Annotated in this window: 15 protein-coding genes; 9 read left to right on the forward strand and 6 right to left on the reverse strand. The window is 68.0% G+C overall.

From position 1 onward, the window contains the following. Positions 1-57 precede the first annotated feature (57 nt). Together EP380_RS12810 and EP380_RS12815 are read right to left on the reverse strand one after the other, a co-directional pair. A complete protein-coding gene (locus EP380_RS12810) occupies positions 58-1,149 on the reverse strand; it encodes a Gfo/Idh/MocA family protein (RefSeq protein WP_238719851.1) in 1,092 nt (363 codons plus the stop codon). Between the two features lies 1 nt (position 1,150). Beyond that, positions 1,151-2,566: an L-fucose/L-arabinose isomerase family protein gene (locus tag EP380_RS12815; protein ID WP_127598901.1), complete on the reverse strand. Its 1,416-nt coding sequence runs from the start codon at positions 2,564-2,566 to the stop codon at positions 1,151-1,153. Positions 2,567-2,611: 45 nt separating this feature from the next. Between EP380_RS12815 and EP380_RS12820 the strand changes: the two genes are divergently transcribed. Then, positions 2,612-3,166: a histidine phosphatase family protein gene (locus tag EP380_RS12820; RefSeq protein WP_127598902.1), complete on the forward strand. Its 555-nt coding sequence runs from the start codon at positions 2,612-2,614 to the stop codon at positions 3,164-3,166. A 14-nt stretch (positions 3,167-3,180) separates the two neighbouring features. Here EP380_RS12820 and EP380_RS12825 read toward each other — a convergent pair whose 3' ends face one another. Both EP380_RS12825 and EP380_RS12830 read right to left on the reverse strand, forming a co-directional pair. After that, a complete protein-coding gene (locus EP380_RS12825; protein WP_127598903.1) occupies positions 3,181-4,227 on the reverse strand; it encodes a tagatose 1,6-diphosphate aldolase in 1,047 nt (348 codons plus the stop codon). Next, a complete protein-coding gene (locus EP380_RS12830) occupies positions 4,224-5,120 on the reverse strand; it encodes a PfkB family carbohydrate kinase (protein ID WP_127598904.1) in 897 nt (298 codons plus the stop codon). Before EP380_RS12830 ends, EP380_RS12825 begins: the two co-directional genes overlap by 4 nt. A gap of 265 nt (positions 5,121-5,385) precedes the next feature. On the opposite strand from EP380_RS12830, the gene EP380_RS12835 reads away from it, so the two are divergent. Genes EP380_RS12835 through EP380_RS12855 form a run of 5 tightly spaced genes read left to right on the forward strand, consistent with a single transcriptional unit; the run spans position 5,386 to position 10,258 of the window. Further along, complete coding sequence (locus EP380_RS12835; protein ID WP_106571714.1) at positions 5,386-5,664, forward strand: acyl carrier protein; 279 nt, start codon at positions 5,386-5,388, stop codon at positions 5,662-5,664. Between the two features lie 48 nt (positions 5,665-5,712). Then, positions 5,713-6,888 (forward strand): beta-ketoacyl-ACP synthase, encoded by a 1,176-nt coding sequence (locus EP380_RS12840; RefSeq protein WP_127598905.1) that lies wholly within the window; start codon positions 5,713-5,715, stop codon positions 6,886-6,888. Between the two features lie 34 nt (positions 6,889-6,922). Next, positions 6,923-8,191 (forward strand): beta-ketoacyl-ACP synthase, encoded by a 1,269-nt coding sequence (locus EP380_RS12845; protein ID WP_127598906.1) that lies wholly within the window; start codon positions 6,923-6,925, stop codon positions 8,189-8,191. A 31-nt stretch (positions 8,192-8,222) separates the two neighbouring features. Next, a complete protein-coding gene (locus tag EP380_RS12850) occupies positions 8,223-9,251 on the forward strand; it encodes a zinc-binding dehydrogenase (protein ID WP_127598907.1) in 1,029 nt (342 codons plus the stop codon). 38 nt (positions 9,252-9,289) lie between these two features. Further along, complete coding sequence (locus EP380_RS12855; RefSeq protein ID WP_106571710.1) at positions 9,290-10,258, forward strand: lipid A biosynthesis lauroyl acyltransferase; 969 nt, start codon at positions 9,290-9,292, stop codon at positions 10,256-10,258. Positions 10,259-10,331: 73 nt separating this feature from the next. Here EP380_RS12855 and EP380_RS12860 read toward each other — a convergent pair whose 3' ends face one another. Together EP380_RS12860 and EP380_RS12865 are read right to left on the reverse strand one after the other, a co-directional pair. Beyond that, positions 10,332-11,171, reverse strand: a complete 840-nt coding sequence (locus tag EP380_RS12860; RefSeq protein WP_106571709.1) for a universal stress protein — start codon at positions 11,169-11,171, stop codon at positions 10,332-10,334. Positions 11,172-11,272: 101 nt separating this feature from the next. After that, the gene (locus EP380_RS12865; RefSeq protein WP_106571708.1) at positions 11,273-12,022 is read right to left on the reverse strand and encodes a competence/damage-inducible protein A; all 750 of its coding nucleotides are present in this window, start codon (positions 12,020-12,022) and stop codon (positions 11,273-11,275) included. Between the two features lie 188 nt (positions 12,023-12,210). Between EP380_RS12865 and wrbA the strand changes: the two genes are divergently transcribed. The 3 genes from wrbA to EP380_RS12880 all read left to right on the forward strand — a co-directional run bounded on the left by wrbA (position 12,211) and on the right by EP380_RS12880 (position 14,375). Next, positions 12,211-12,810: an NAD(P)H:quinone oxidoreductase gene (gene wrbA, locus EP380_RS12870; RefSeq protein ID WP_106571707.1), complete on the forward strand. Its 600-nt coding sequence runs from the start codon at positions 12,211-12,213 to the stop codon at positions 12,808-12,810. A 115-nt stretch (positions 12,811-12,925) separates the two neighbouring features. Then, entirely contained in the window at positions 12,926-13,291 is a 366-nt protein-coding gene (locus tag EP380_RS12875; RefSeq protein ID WP_127598908.1) for a TraR/DksA family transcriptional regulator, read from the forward strand. Positions 13,292-13,412: 121 nt separating this feature from the next. Further along, a complete protein-coding gene (locus EP380_RS12880) occupies positions 13,413-14,375 on the forward strand; it encodes an alpha/beta fold hydrolase (protein ID WP_238719852.1) in 963 nt (320 codons plus the stop codon). The last annotated feature ends 39 nt before the right edge of the window (positions 14,376-14,414 follow it).

A 14,414-nucleotide genomic window follows, 5' to 3' on the forward strand; every position in this document is an offset into this window, starting at 1 on the left:
CCGCCTGATAGGCAAGTCGGCGGCCGCCGGCAAGGCAGGTCGCCCGCCGACCCGGCCTCAAAGCGCGATCGCCGAGCCCGTCCTGGCGCTTTCCTCCGCCGCCTGGCCGATCATCACCGCGCGCATGCCGTCGTCGAGCGTCACCTCGGGCGTTCCGCCGTGGCGCACCATGTCGAGAAATTTGCGGTGCTGGAAGAAGGTCGAGCCGTGATGGTCGCCCGCCGCCAGGATGGCGGGATCGACATGGATTTCCTCGCGCACGGGCTGTTTGGTGGCGCGCGGCGAAACGACCAGTTCCGACAGCCGCTCGCGCCCGTCCGGCGAAAACCGGGCCGGCCCGGGCACGAACGCCTCGATCGAGGCCAGGTCCCCGGTCGCGGCGATCTGCTCTTGCCAATAGGCACCCTCTGCGAACATGCACAGATCGAGCATGGCGCGCACGCCGTTGTCGAAATCGACGACGACGAAGGCGTTGTCGAGAATATCGGCCGGCCGGCCGCCATAGGTTTCTCCGACAAAATTGACGTCCATGGCGCCCGAGGCGTAGACGCGCCTGGCCTCCGCACCCGCCATAAACCGCATAAGATCGAAGAAATGACAGCATTTTTCGACCAAAGTGCCGCCGGTACGCACGGAAAACCGGTTCCAATCGTCGATTTTCTGCAGAAACGGAAAGCGATGCTCGCGAATCGCGATCATTTTGAGCCGCCCCGCCTCGCCGGCCCGCACCTTGTCGATCAGCCGCTCGACCGGCGGCATGTAGCGATATTCCATCGCCACCCAGGCCGGCGCGGCCGCCTTTTCGGCAAGCCGCAATATCGCCCGGCAATCGTCGAGCGTGGCGCAAAGCGGCTTTTCCACCAGCACCGGCTTGCCCGCCGCCAGCACGTCGGCGAGCACCGCGGCATGGGTGTCGTTGGGGCTGGCGATCACCACGCAGTCGAAGCCGCCGGCCGACAGCAGGTCGCGATGATCCCGGTACTGCGCCAGCCCGGCGCGGCCGCCCGCCGCCGCTTGGGCCAGGCTGTCGACATTCGGATCGGCGAGCGCGGCGATCTCCGCGCCCTCGAGCAAAGCGATGTTGCGCATATGCTCGCGGCCCATCATGCCCGTGCCGATGACGGCGTAGCGCAGTGTGCCGGCGCGCATGTCAGAGGTCGAGGACGGGGATGCCGAGGGTTTCGGCGGCGGCTCCAAGAGCATCGCGATGGTCTCCATAGGCGAGCGCGAGGTGATGCTCGAGCGCCGCGCCCATGACGCGATCGAGCAGTTCTGCCGCCGGCGTGTCGAAGCGCACCACGCCCGACGTGCCGGTAAACGCCATCGGCCGCTTGAGCATCTCGCCGCCGCCGATCACCGCCACCGTTCGCCCCCGCGCCTGGCTGATTCGCAAAAAGGTGATCCGGCCCGGCTTGAGCGGAAACTGGTAGAGAAGCGGCATCCTGCGGTTGGTGTGGATGGTCGCCTGCGGCACGAAGTCCGGATCGGCCATCGACAGCGGCGCCTGGCCGCAATGCCACACAACGCCGCTATTGTCGGCGGCGTCGAGATCGACCAAATCGGTCAAGAAGGCAGGCGCGCCGGCGACCCGTTGCAAGAGCAGGCTCGACAAAGCGCCATAGACGTCGGCCTCGCAGGCGCACGGAACGCGCGCCTCGCCCAGCATCGCCACCGGCCCGCACACCGCCCCGCCATACTCGGTGAAGGTTTCCGGCCAGCAGCGGATCGCAAACGCGTCATAGCCGTTTTCGGCGCGCAACCCGTCGAGCGCGACCTTGAGCCGATAGGAGCGGTCGAGCTGGTCCTGATCGACCGCCTCCAGCCCCTCAAGCACCGTTTCGGCCTGGGCCGCGACGCTCTCGACGGCATTCCTGTCGGCCGCCACGGCACCGGCAAAAAGCCGCTCAAGCTCCAGCGCCTCGACATGCACGCCCGCCAGGGCGGCGATCTTCGCCTCGTCATAGGCGCAGGTATCGAACCCGTCGGGATGCTTGCCGATCCGGCCGATGCGCGTCCCGCGCAGGCTGAGGGCGGCCTGCCGCCCGCGCGGATCGCCGCCTGTCGCCGGCCGCACCGGCACCGGCCGCGCGATGCGCTCGCCCGCAAGCAGCGCGACCAGATCGCGGTCGATCTCTGTCGCCTGCGGATCGGCATAGAGATAACCGAAGGGACGCTGCGCCAGGCCGAGCGCGTGGGCGGCCAGGTTGAGCCCGCAAAACGCGTTCAGCCTCAGCCGTCCGCCGAGACGCGGCTCCGGCACCGCCCAGATCGAAAACGGGCCGGAAAAAGCTTGCGCCGCCTCCGCCACCATGCCGGCATCGGTGAAGGTGACCTGCAGCACGAGCACCTGGTCGGGCTTGCTCGTCCGCAGTTCCGCGATCGCGGCGCGCGCCGCACCGGCGTCGAGCAGCAGCGACCGGGGGCCCGTCAGCTCGGCGCCGGTGCGCTCGAGCGCGGCCAGCATCGCCGCCAGTCTTTCTTCGGCGAACGGCACGTCGAAGGTCGGCCGCGCGAAGGGCAGGATCGCGATCTTGCCTTTGCCGGGCGCTTTGGCTTTGCTTCCCATCCCTTATCCCTATATCCAGTGTTCGGCGGTCCGACAGGAAGGCGCATGATCCGGATACTCATCACCCTCGCACTGATTTCCCTCACCTTGCCGGCCCAGGCGACGGAAGCCGGCTGGGCGCTGCTGCGCGGCGGCGGCCATGTCGTGCTGATGCGCCATGCCTATGCGCTGGGCACGGTCGAGCCGCCCAATTTCGACATCGAGAAATGCGGCACCCAGCGCAACCTGTCCGAACGCGGCCGCCACCAGGCCCGGCGCATCGGTTCGCTGATCGCCGCGCGCGGCGCGCCAGTGGAGCGCGTCCTGTCGAGCCGGCTTTGCCGCGCCCTGGAAACGGCGCGCCTCGCCTTCGGCGCCGGCGCGGTGGAAGCCTTCGCCCCGCTCGACCCGCCCGGCGAGGACGAGACCGCCAACGCCGAAGCCCTGGCCGCGACGATCGAGGCGGTGCATGGATATTCCGGTTCCGGCAACATGGTCATGGTCGCCGACCTTCCCGCCATCAAGGCGCTGACCGGGCGCAAGACGCGCGAGGGCGAGGCGCTGATCGTCGCGCCCGCCGAGAACGGCCTGGTGGTGCTCGGCCGCATCGTCTTCAACTGACGGAAACCGGATCGTCACACCATCTCTCCGTAACCGTTCCGGAAACTGGAATCGGCGGGGCAGAACCGCGCCCCGGCCGCGCCATAGGCCGGATGAAGGGTCCAGGGTTTCGCCTCCGCATCGGTCAACGCGTTCAAACTGCGCATATAGGCCGCCGCGTCGGTTTCCAGCGCGCCGCGCATGCGCCCCCAGTCGGGGAAATGCGAAAACGCCTCCAGCCAGATCGCCCGGCCAGCGAGATATCCCGACGCGCCGGCACGAAAGGCGTGGGTCAGGATATTGCGAAACGCCTCCTTGCCCGCCCCCGCCGACAGCATCACCCACGGCCGCCCCGCAAGCCGGCCCATCTCGTCGAACAGGGTTTGCACGGCGGCAGCGCCTTCGCCGTCGACACCCGGCACGTCGTCGGCATTGACCGGGCTTTCGAGCTTGAACAGGTCGACCCCATAGTCGGCTCCGGCGAAGGTTTCGACCGATTTCAGCACATCGTCGGCCTTCTTGCCCTTGAGCTCGACATAGTCGCGCGTCTGATGCGCGTCGGCCGCCAGCGGGTAGACCAGAAGCTCGAAAACGAACGGGATATCAAAGCGCTGGCAGGCTTCCCCGATTCGTTTTGTGAAGTCGCGCTGCTGCGCGCACACGGCAGTGCCGGCGTCCGGCCGGTACCAGGCCAAAACCTTGACCGCATCCGCGCCCATGCGCTTGATCTTGCCCACTGACCAGTTGTCGATCTCCTGCGACACCCGCCCCTGCCCGGTCTCGCGGAAAACGGAATCCTCGAGCGTGACCACCAGCCCCTTTTGCGGCGACAGCAAGCGAAGGCCGCGCGGAACGGCATAATGCGGGTCGAGCAGCATCGCCGAGGATTCGGCCTGCAGGGTTTCGATCAGCAGCGCCTTGAAGCCGGCGACGTCGTCGTAGGGCGCCTCGTCGAGGCCGTAATGCGCCGCGATCGGCGCCTTGATCGGCGGCCGCTGATCGACCGCCGTCATCTTGAAACGGCCGCCGGCATCGGCCAGCCGGCGCATGCCCCACAATTTTCCCGGCGAAAGCTCGATCATGCCGCTGCCCTCAAAAACCTGTCCGTCTCGGTGCGGTCCGGCGTTGCCTTGCGGCCGCCGAAACCGGTGCACTTGATCGCCGCCACCGCGTTGGCGAAGCGGATCGCGTCTGCTTCGGCCTGGCCTTCGCCGAGCGCCAGCGCAAAGGCGCCGTGCCAGACGTCGCCGGCGCCGAGCGTGTCGACGATATCGACCGCGAAGGCGGGCACCCGTCCGCCCGACGCGTCGTCGAGAAAAACCACGCCCTTGGCGCCGTTGGTGTAGCAGACCCAGGCGCCGGTTTCCGCGCGCGCCGCCGCCAGGGCCCGGTCGAGATCGTCCACGCCGGCGAAATCGCGCAATCCCTGCGCCGAAAAGGCGATGTGGGATGCCTGCTCCAGCGCCTGCTCGGCGTCTCGCACCGGCGCCTCCGCGTCCAGAATGCCGGGCACGCCGAGGCGGCGCGCCGCCTTCATGGCGCTGGCAGCCCCCTGCGGCCAGCGTGTGTCGGCCAGGATCGCATCGACATCGTGCGGAATCTCCGCGTCCAGCCAGCCGGCATCGAAGCTGAGCGCCATATCGCGAAAATTGACGATCTGGCGCTCGCCGGCCGCATCGACGAACACCGAGGAAAACGACGAACGGCCCTTTTCCAGCCGGCGCACCCGGGCGCAATCGACCCCCTCCGCCTCGAGGTCCTCGACGATCATGGCGCCGATCGGATCCCGCCCGACACGGGCGCACAGCAGCGCCTCGCCGCCCAGCCGCGCGACGGCCACCGCCGCGTTGGCCGCGCAGCCGCCGCCGACGATCGCCGCATCGCGGGCGCGGTATTTTTCGGCCCTTCGCGGCATCTCGTCGATCGACATCACGATGTCGACCACGGCGACGCCGGCAAGCAGTATTTTCGTCATGGCGACCGGCTCTCAGGAGTCACGCGGCTGATATTCTGGCCAACCTATCAAGTCTTATATAAGATACAAGAATAAGCTTGCAAAAAAAGCCGCGCGGCCGGCGTCCCGTCTGGGCCGCGCCGGCGACCCTTTGACGCCACCCGAGGCCATAAGCGCGCCCGCAGCCCCCGTCACGCCTCGCGACGGGCAATTCGCCCTTTCCCTGAGGGCAAAAACGGACTAGACACCGCGACCGACCATTTCGAGAATTCCCAAGGAAAAAACCGTGCCCTCCACGTTCGACAGAGTTGCCGACATTATCGCGGAGACCAGCGAGATCGACCGCGACACCATCACCGCCGAGAGCCACACGATCGACGATCTCGGCATCGACAGCCTCGACTTCCTCGACATCGTGTTCGCGATCGACAAGGAATTCGGCATCAAGATCCCGCTCGAGAAGTGGACGCAGGAGGTCAATGACGGCAAGGTTCCCACCGAGGAATATTTTGTCATGAAGAACCTGTGCGCCAAGATCGACGCGCTGGTCGCGGCCAAGGCCTGACCGGCCGTCACGCGCGCGCAAACACGTGACAAGAGACGCGACAGCGGCATGAGCGACCAGGACGTCGTCATCACCGGCATCGGCATCGTCTCCTGCCTGGGCGTGGGCAGGCAGGCGCACTGGGATGCGCTGACCGCCGACAGCCCGGCGCCGGTCGTCGATGCCGAGCGTTTCAGCCCCTACAGCGTCCATCCGTTGCCCGAAATCGACTGGAGCGCGCAGATTCCGCGGCGCGGCGACCAGCGCCAGATGGAGACGTGGCAGCGGCTGGGCACCTACGCGGCCGGCCTCGCACTCGACGACGCCGCCCTCAAGGGCGACGAGGCCCTGTGCGCGACGATGGACATGATCGTGGCCGCCGGCGGCGGCGAGCGCGACCTGGCCGTCGACACCGCGATCCTGGACGCGTCTCTGACGCGCGACGATCAAGACGTTCTGTTGAACGAGAAGCTGACGACGGAGCTCCGTCCGACACTGTTTCTGGCCCAGCTTTCCAATCTCCTGGCCGGCAACATCTCGATCGTGCACAAGGTCACCGGCTCCTCGCGCACCTTCATGGGCGAGGAAGGCGCCGGCATTTCGGCGCTGGAGACGGCCGTCGCCCGCATCCGCTCCGGCCAGTCGAGCCATCTCCTGGTCGGCGCTGCCTTCCAGAGCGAGCATCCCGACTATCTGTTGAGCTACGAGCTGGACGGTCTTTTGCACCGGCACGGCTGGACGCCGGTATGGGCGCGCGGCGACCAGGGCGGCATCATCACCGGGTCGGGTGCGGCCTTCCTGGTGCTGGAAACGCGCGCGCACGCTCAACAACGCGGCCGCAAGGCCTATGCCAGGATCGGCCAGATCGTCTCGGAAGGAAGCCGCCGCACGCCGGAAAGCTTCTGCGACAGGATCGACGCTCTTGTGGAGACCGCGTCGAACGGCATCACCCCGGCTTTCGCAGTCTCTGGCGCGTCCGGCCTCGCAATGGCGACCGCAGCCGAAAAGGCCGCGCTTGCCGGTCGCGGACTGGCCGCGCGCGGCTTTTCCTCCCTGACCGGCCATCTGAAGGAAGCCCAGTTTCCCTTCGCCGTCGCGCTCGCCGCCCTGGCGGTGGAAAAGGCCCACGCCTTTGCCCCCTTCGATCCCGAAAGCGAAACGGCGGCCGCGGCCGGCGGCGCCGTGATCGCGACGACGATCGGCTATCGCCGGGGCGAAGGCGCGGCCTTGATCGAACCGGCCTGACTGCCGCGGCCGGCGGCACGGTGTGGAGCACGAGATGAGCAAGAGCGATCGTTTTGGCAGGCGCACCGTCGCGGTGACCGGGATCGGCGTCGTGACGGCGCTGGGGGTGGGCAAGCGCGAGAACTGGCAGGCGCTGACCGCCGGTCGCTCCGGCATCCACGCCATCACGCGCTTTCCCGTCGACCAGCTTTCCACGCGCATTTCCGGCATGGTCGACTTCCTGCCGTCCAGCTCCAGGGGCGCGACGGCGCTGACCGACGAACTGGCCGAGACCGCCGGCCGCGAAGCCCTCGGCGAAGCCGGTCTCGACACCGATCTGGGCGGCCCCCTGTTTCTCGCCGCGCCGCCGGTCGAACTCGACTGGCACGAACGGTTCGCGCTTTACCGCCAGGGCCCCGAACAGGAAGAGGGCTATCGGCGCTTGCTGGCCGTCGCCCGCGACGGGCTCCGCCCCGACGCCTACGGCCAGACCCAGTTCGGCATGATCGCCGAGCGGCTCGTCGAGCTGTTCGGCGCGCGCGGCCTGCCTGTCACGCTGTCGACGGCCTGCGCCTCCGGCGCCACGGCGATCCAGCTTGGCGTGGAGGCGATCCGGCGCGGCCAATGCGACCGGGCGCTGGCGATCGGCGCCGACGGCTCGGCGACCGCCGAGGCGCTGATCCGCTTTTCGCTCCTGTCGGCGCTATCGACCCAGAACGAGCCGCCCGAAAAGGCCTCCAAGCCGTTTTCCAAGGACCGCGACGGGTTCGTGATCTCCGAGGGGTCGGCGGCCCTGGTGCTGGAATCGCTCGAAAGCGCGCAGGCCCGCGGCGCCGAGGTTCTGGGCGTGATCCGCGGCTGCGGCGAAAAGGCCGACGATTTTCACCGTACCCGCTCCAAGCCGGACGGCTCGCCGGCGATCGCGGCCGTGCGCGCGGCCCTGGCCGATGCCGGCATGGCGGCCGATGAGGTCGCTTACATCAACGCCCACGGCACCTCCACGCCCGAAAACGACAAGATGGAACACCTGTCGCTGTCGACGGTTTTCGGCGAGCGCATGCGCGAAATCCCGATCTCGTCCAACAAATCGATGATCGGCCACACGCTGTCGGCCGCCGGCGCGATCGAGGCCGCCTTTTCGCTGCTGACCATGCGCGAGGGCGTGATCCCGCCGACGATCAACTACGACACGCCCGACCCCGCCATCGAGCTCGATGTCGTGCCCAACACCAAGCGTCATGCCGACGTGGCGAGCACCTTGTCGAACTCGTTCGGCTTCGGCGGCCAGAACGCCTGCCTTGTCATGGGCCGCGAACCGGTCTAAGCGGACGCCCTTTACCGAGGATCCGCCGCCCATGCGCGCATTGCAACTCGTCGAGGACCGCAGGCTCGAACAGGTGGACCTGCCGCCGCCGCCCCCGCCCGGCCCGGGCGAGGTGACGGTGGCGATCCGCGTCGTCGCGCTCAACCATATCGACGTGTGGGGCTGGCGCGGCATGGCCTTCGCCAAGCGCAAGATGCCACTGGTGATCGGTGCCGAAGCCTCCGGCGTGGTCGAAACGCCCGGCGCCGGCGTCGGCCATCTGGCGCCCGGCCAGCTCGTCTCGATCTACGGCGCGCGCACCTGCGGGCTCTGCCGCCCCTGCCGCGAAGGCCGCGACAATCTGTGCGAGCACGTTTCGGGCGTGCACGGCTTCCACCTCGACGGCTTCGCCCAGGAGCGCATCAACCTGCCGGCGCGGCTACTCGTGCCGGCACCGCCCGGCGTCGACGATGTTGGCGCGGCGGTCGCCCCGGTCACCTTCGGCACGGTCGAGCACATGCTGTTCGACAATGCCCGGCTCGAGCCCGGCGAAACGATCCTGGTCCAGGCCGGCGGCTCGGGCATCGGCTCGGCCGCGATCCAGCTCGCCAGGAAGATGGGCTGCACCGTCATCACCACGGTCGGATCCGACGACAAGGCCGAAAAGGCCCGGGCGCTCGGCGCCGATCACGTCATCAACTACCGCGAGGACCGTTTCGAGGGCGTGGTGCGCAAGCTGACGCGCAAGAAGGGCGTCGACGTCGTCTTCGAGCATGTCGGCGCCGACACCTGGGCCGGCTCGATGCTGTGTCTGAAGCGCGGCGGCCGGCTCGTCACCTGCGGCTCGACCTCGGGCGTGTCGACCAGCATGAATTTGATGCAGCTCTTCCAGCAGCAATTGAAGATATTCGGCTCGTTCGGCTGCCGGATGGAGAACATGGCCGACGCCATGCAGAAAATGGCCGCCGGCCATGTCGCGCCGGTGATCGACACCGAGGTCGGCTTCGACGGCATCGCCACCGCGCTGGCGCGCATGGAAGGCCGCGACGTCTTCGGCAAGATCATCCTGCGCGTGGCGTAGAGCGCCATGCCTGGCAGCGAGCCCTCCGGGACGGCACGATGGCTTCAACGGCACCAGACCTGACCCGCCGGGCGGCGATCCGCGCCACGCGCGCGCTGCAGAAGGTCAATTACTGGCTGATCGCCAAAGTCACGCTCGGCTTGCTCGCCGTGTTGCGCCGGCTGCCGGGCGAAGCGGCCCTCGGCTTCCTCGATCGCGCCGCGCGCCGCGTCGGCCCGCTCGCCGGGCGCCACCGCACCGCGCTCGCCAATCTGCGCGCCGCCTATCCCGACAAGACCGAGGACGAATTGCAGGCGATCGCCTTGGACATGTGGGGCAACATGGCCCGGCTCGCCGGCGAATATGTCTTTCTGGAAAAGCTGCTCGAGGACGAGGATGAAAACGGCCTGCCCGCGCGGGTCGAGGTGGTCGGCGCCGACATCTTCCTCGCCTTGCGCGACAATCCGGCGCCGCGCATCCTGTTCACCGCCCATCTCGGCAATTTCGAGCTGCTGCCGATCATCGCGGCCAAATACGGCCTGCCGGTCAGCGCGCTCTATCGCGCCCCCAACAACCCCTATCTGGCGGCGGCGCTGATGGAAAAGCGCGAGGCCACGATGGGCGACCTGATCGCCTCGCGCCCCGGCTCGGTGTTCGCGCTGGCGCGGGTGCTGGAGGATGGCGGCCATGTCGGCATGCTCGTCGACCAGAAATTCATCGACGGCGTGCCGACCACCTTCTTCGGCCGGCCCTGCCAGTCGAGCCCGGTGCTGGCCCGGCTGGCCAGGCAGTTCGACTGCGAGGTCCATCCCACCCGCTGCACGCGCCTGCCCGGCAACCGCTTCCGCATCGAGATCGGCGAGAAAATCGCGCTTCCGCGCACCGAAAAAGGCCGCGTCGACGTCCAGGCCGCCACCCAGGCCGTCAACGATGTCGTGGAAGCCTGGGTGCGCGAGGACCCCGGCCAATGGATGTGGTTTCACCGCCGCTGGCAGATCAAGACGCACGGCAAGAAGCGCGGACGCTAGCGCCGTTCTGCTTTTCACCGAATAGCAGAACGGCTTGATCTCATCGTCCAAACGCGTGTCCGAACGGCCCGCGTCAGCGCGCCAAAAGGGTCAGGCAGGGCGGGTTTTCGATCGTCGAACGCGTCGTGCCGCCGAAAAACATCTCCTTCAGCCGCGAGTGGCTGAAGGCGCCGAGCACCAGCAGGTCGGCGCCCTTGTCGGTCACGGTCTGTGCGATGATCTCGGCAACGGACCGGTCGCCGGAACTGCGGTTTTCGACCGTCACCCGCGCGCCGTGCCGTGCCAGCGCGGCGGCGATCTCGGTGCCCGGAAGCGCGCCCTGCTCGCCCGGGCTGGCGACCGGATCCACGCTCAGGATCGTGGTCTCCTCCGCCTGCACGATCAGCGCCAGCGCGTCGAACGCTGCGCGCGCCGCCTGGCGCGAACCGTTCCAGGCCAGCACGATCCGCTTGGCGTCCGTCGCCGCCGGGCCGCGCCACGGCACGACCAGCACCGGGCGCCCGGCCCCCTGGATCAGCGTTTCGATGTCGGGCGACCCCGAGGCGCCCTTTTCAGGTTCGACCTGGCCGGCGACCACGAGATCGCCGCAGCGCGCGCTCTCGAGCGCCGACAAGGCGCTGTCGCCGGAAAAACTGTACATGGAGCGCCACTCCCACGACACGCGCTCGCGCTTCATGCGCTGCGAAAACAGCTTTTCCAGCCTGGCCGCGCGTTCGCGGCTCATCTCCTCCTCCGCGCCCATCAAGGTGGCGTCGGGAAAACCCATCGGCGAGGCCACCGGCACCGGCAGCGCCTCGGCGTGGACGCCGATCAAATGCGCGTCCGATTTCTGGGCGAACGCGACGGCGACGTCGAGCGCTCGCCGGGCATCGTCCTCGTCCTGCAGCACGGTGACAATCGTTTTGTAGACCATGGCAACCTCCGTTCACGCCGGCGCGCCGGCTGTCCTCGGCAAAACCCTAATCTACATCGTTGCGTTCCGCTTTTGATCAAAATCAGCACGCAGGGAAAAAATCAGCCTTTGGCCGCCGGCCCCGTCAGCCCGGCCACCATCCGGCGCACCGCCTCCTCGGCCGGCGCCAGCGCCTCGGGCGTGCGGGCGCGCACCACCAGCTCGGTCCAGAACGTGCCGTCGAGATATTTCGGATAGGAGCCGATGATCGTATCGGGATATTGTTTCTGGATCTCGCCCAGCGGCCCGCCGATCGTGCCCTCCCCGGCCGGACAGTGGATCGAGGCCGAAATCAACCGGGTCCCGGTCTTCAGGCCCGGCACGACAGTGTCGAGCATGGCTTGGAAGATCGACGGCACGCCGGCCATGACGTGAACGTTGCCGATCCTGAACCCGGGCGCGACCGACACCGGATTGTCGATATGAACGGCACCGCGCGGCATCCGCGCCATGCGCTGGCGCGCCTCGGTGAACTCCATCCCGCGCTCGGCGTAGTTTTGCGCCAGCATGGCATAGGCGCGTTCGTCATGCTCGCACGGCAGTCCGAACGCCTTGGCGACCGCGTCGGCGGTGATGTCGTCGTGAGTCGGCCCGATGCCGCCGGTGGTGAACACATAGGTGTAGCGCGCCCTGATCGCGTTCAGCGCCTCGACGATGGCGTCCTCGTCGTCGGCCACGATGCGCACCTCCTTCAGGTCGATGCCGATCGCCGTCATGATGTCGGCCAAATGGCCGATATTGCGGTCCTTGGTCCGCCCCGACAGGATCTCGTCGCCGATGACGAGCATGGCCGCTGTTACGATGTCGCTCATCTGCTTCCTTTCATGCCCTGCCATCGCCCCATAGCGCCGTCCGCCGGCAGGGGCAATCGCGGTCACTCGGTGAACGAACCGTCACCGATCCCCCACTTTTATCGAACGATAGCGCTCCGCACATAGGAACCATGGCCCGGCACGACAGTTGTCGGACCGTGAGACACCGACAGTCAGGAGACGATTTGATGACCAAACTACTGGTGCTTTATTATTCGAGCTGGGGCCACATGGAAGCGATGGCCAAGGCCGCCGCCGAGGGCGCGCGCGAGGCCGGGGTCGATGTCACGGTGAAACGGGTGCCCGAACTGGTGCCCGAAGACGTGGCCAAGGCCGCGCACTACAAGCTCGACCAGGACGCGCCGATCGCCGAGCCGTCCGAACTCGCCGACTATGACGGCATCATTTTCGGCATCTCGACACGCTACGGCGCCATGGCCGCCCAGATGAAGAATTTTCTCGACCAGACCGGCTCGCTGTGGGCCAAGGGCGCGCTGATCGACAAGGTCGCCTCGGTGATGTCGTCGACCGCGACCCAGCATGGCGGTGCCGAATTCGCCCTGATCAGCACCCAGGTGTCGCTGCAGCACCACGGCATGATCATCGTGCCCCTGTCCTACGCCTATGACGGGCAAAGCGGCAACGACGTCGTGCGCGGCGGCGCGCCCTACGGCATGACCACGACCAGCAACACGGACGGCTCGCGCATGCCGTCGAAACAGGAACTGGAGGGCGCGCGCTTCCAGGGCAAGCGCGTGGCCGAACTCACCGCGCGCCTGCACGGCTGACAGCGCCGGCCATGACGCCCGCGGGCGGCTTTCGGGTCGCCCGCGGGCACGCGAACCAATCGCGCGCCGATTTCCTTTGCCGAACCGGCGCATTCGCGCCATTGTCGCGCGCAGCATGACGACGAACGAGCCCGACGATGCCGCACTCGCCGCCCGCTACAGGGACGCGATCGAGGCGGAGCTGGCGCAGCTTGAGGCGCAGTCGCACGACACGGCCGCCGACCGCGCCCCGGTCGAACTCGACCAGCAAAGCGTCGGCCGGCTGTCGCGCATGGATGCCATGCAGCACCAGGCCATGGCCCAGGCGGTCGAACAGCGCCGCCAGGCACGCCAGACCCGGCTGGGCGCGGCGCTCAAGCGCATGGAGACGGGCGATTTCGGCTCTTGCCTCGACTGCGGCGCCTTCATCGGCTGGAAGCGCCTCGACGTCGACCCGACCGTGCCGCTGTGCGTGGCCTGCGCCGGCAGGTCGGGCCGTTGAAAAGCACTCGAACGGCCCCACAGCCAGGGCACGCGTCAAAAACCCGGTTTCGTGTGCCGGCCGGTTCCCAACCCAGCTTGCCCTGTTATAGGCTCGCAACCGTGTTACCGGAGCCTTGCCCTTGCTGACCTTCTTGTTGTGGTTCGTCCTGGTGGCGGTCGTCCTCGTCGCCGCCGTCGCGGCCTATTTTGCCTGGAGGACCGGGAAACTCGCCGCCGATGCCGAACGGGCCGTGCCGCAAACCGGCAAGACGCTCGAGATCGACGGCGACACGATCCACTATGTCGAGCAAGGCCGGGGCCCGCCGATCCTGTTCATCCACGGGCTCGGCGGCCAACTGCATCATTTCCGCCAGCCGCTTTTCCCGCTCCTGGCCGACGACTTTCGCCTGATCGCGATCGACCGGCCCGGCTCGGGCTATTCGACGAGGCGCGGCAGCGCGGCCGACATCGGCGACCAGGCCCGGGTGATCGCCGCCTTCATCGACCGGCTCGGGCTGCAAAAGCCGCTGCTGGTCGGGCATTCGCTCGGCGGCGCGATCGCCCTGCGCGTCGCGCTCGATTTTCCCGACAAGGTCGCCGGTCTGGCGCTGCTCGCCCCGCTCACCCACCACCAGGACGAAAAACCGAGCGGCTTCAAGGGGCTCGACATTCCCTCGCCCGCCATGCGCGCTTTGCTTGCCCATACGGTTGCGATCCCGATCGCGCTCAGGCAGGCCGAGGCCACGCTCGATTTCGTCTTCGGCCCGCAGACGGTTCCGGATGATTACGCGATCGGCGGCGGCGGTTATCTCGGCCTCAGGCCGAGCCATTTTGCCGCCACGGCGGCCGATTTCGTCGCCGCGCAGACCGCCATGCCGGGCCAGCAGACCCGCTACGGCGCGCTCGCCATGCCGGTCGGCATTCTGTTCGGCGACGCCGACCGGGTGCTCGACCACGCCGTGCACGGGCTCGCGATGCGCGATGCGGTCGAAGGGCTCGATCTGGAGATCCTGGACGGTATCGGCCACATGCCGCAATTCGTCGAGCCGGCGCGCACCGCCGGTTTCATCCGCCGCATGGCGCAAAAGACTTTCGCCGCCTGAACGTTCCCATCCGCGCCGGCCGCGCACGCCACAGTGCCC

The sequence above is a fragment of the Nitratireductor alexandrii genome (assembly GCF_004000215.1).
In the GTDB taxonomy this organism is placed as follows: Bacteria; Pseudomonadota; Alphaproteobacteria; order Rhizobiales; family Rhizobiaceae; genus Mangrovimarina; species Mangrovimarina alexandrii.

Bases quoted from the DNA above. Each gene is read 5' to 3' on its own strand.
- EP380_RS12815 (WP_127598901.1), bottom strand. From the start codon at position 2,566: ATGGGAAGCAAAGCCAAAGCGCCCGGCAAAGGCAAGATCGCGATCCTG.
- EP380_RS12865 (WP_106571708.1), bottom strand. From the start codon at position 12,022: ATGAGCGACATCGTAACAGCGGCCATGCTCGTCATCGGCGACGAGATC.
- EP380_RS12845 (WP_127598906.1), top strand. From the start codon at position 6,923: ATGAGCAAGAGCGATCGTTTTGGCAGGCGCACCGTCGCGGTGACCGGG.
- wrbA (WP_106571707.1), top strand. From the start codon at position 12,211: ATGACCAAACTACTGGTGCTTTATTATTCGAGCTGGGGCCACATGGAA.
- EP380_RS12810 (WP_238719851.1), bottom strand. From the start codon at position 1,149: ATGCGCGCCGGCACACTGCGCTACGCCGTCATCGGCACGGGCATGATG.
- EP380_RS12830 (WP_127598904.1), bottom strand. From the start codon at position 5,120: ATGACGAAAATACTGCTTGCCGGCGTCGCCGTGGTCGACATCGTGATG.
- EP380_RS12820 (WP_127598902.1), top strand. From the start codon at position 2,612: ATGATCCGGATACTCATCACCCTCGCACTGATTTCCCTCACCTTGCCG.
- EP380_RS12850 (WP_127598907.1), top strand. From the start codon at position 8,223: ATGCGCGCATTGCAACTCGTCGAGGACCGCAGGCTCGAACAGGTGGAC.
- EP380_RS12825 (WP_127598903.1), bottom strand. From the start codon at position 4,227: ATGATCGAGCTTTCGCCGGGAAAATTGTGGGGCATGCGCCGGCTGGCC.
- EP380_RS12875 (WP_127598908.1), top strand. From the start codon at position 12,926: ATGACGACGAACGAGCCCGACGATGCCGCACTCGCCGCCCGCTACAGG.
- EP380_RS12855 (WP_106571710.1), top strand. From the start codon at position 9,290: ATGGCTTCAACGGCACCAGACCTGACCCGCCGGGCGGCGATCCGCGCC.
- EP380_RS12860 (WP_106571709.1), bottom strand. From the start codon at position 11,171: ATGGTCTACAAAACGATTGTCACCGTGCTGCAGGACGAGGACGATGCC.
- EP380_RS12840 (WP_127598905.1), top strand. From the start codon at position 5,713: ATGAGCGACCAGGACGTCGTCATCACCGGCATCGGCATCGTCTCCTGC.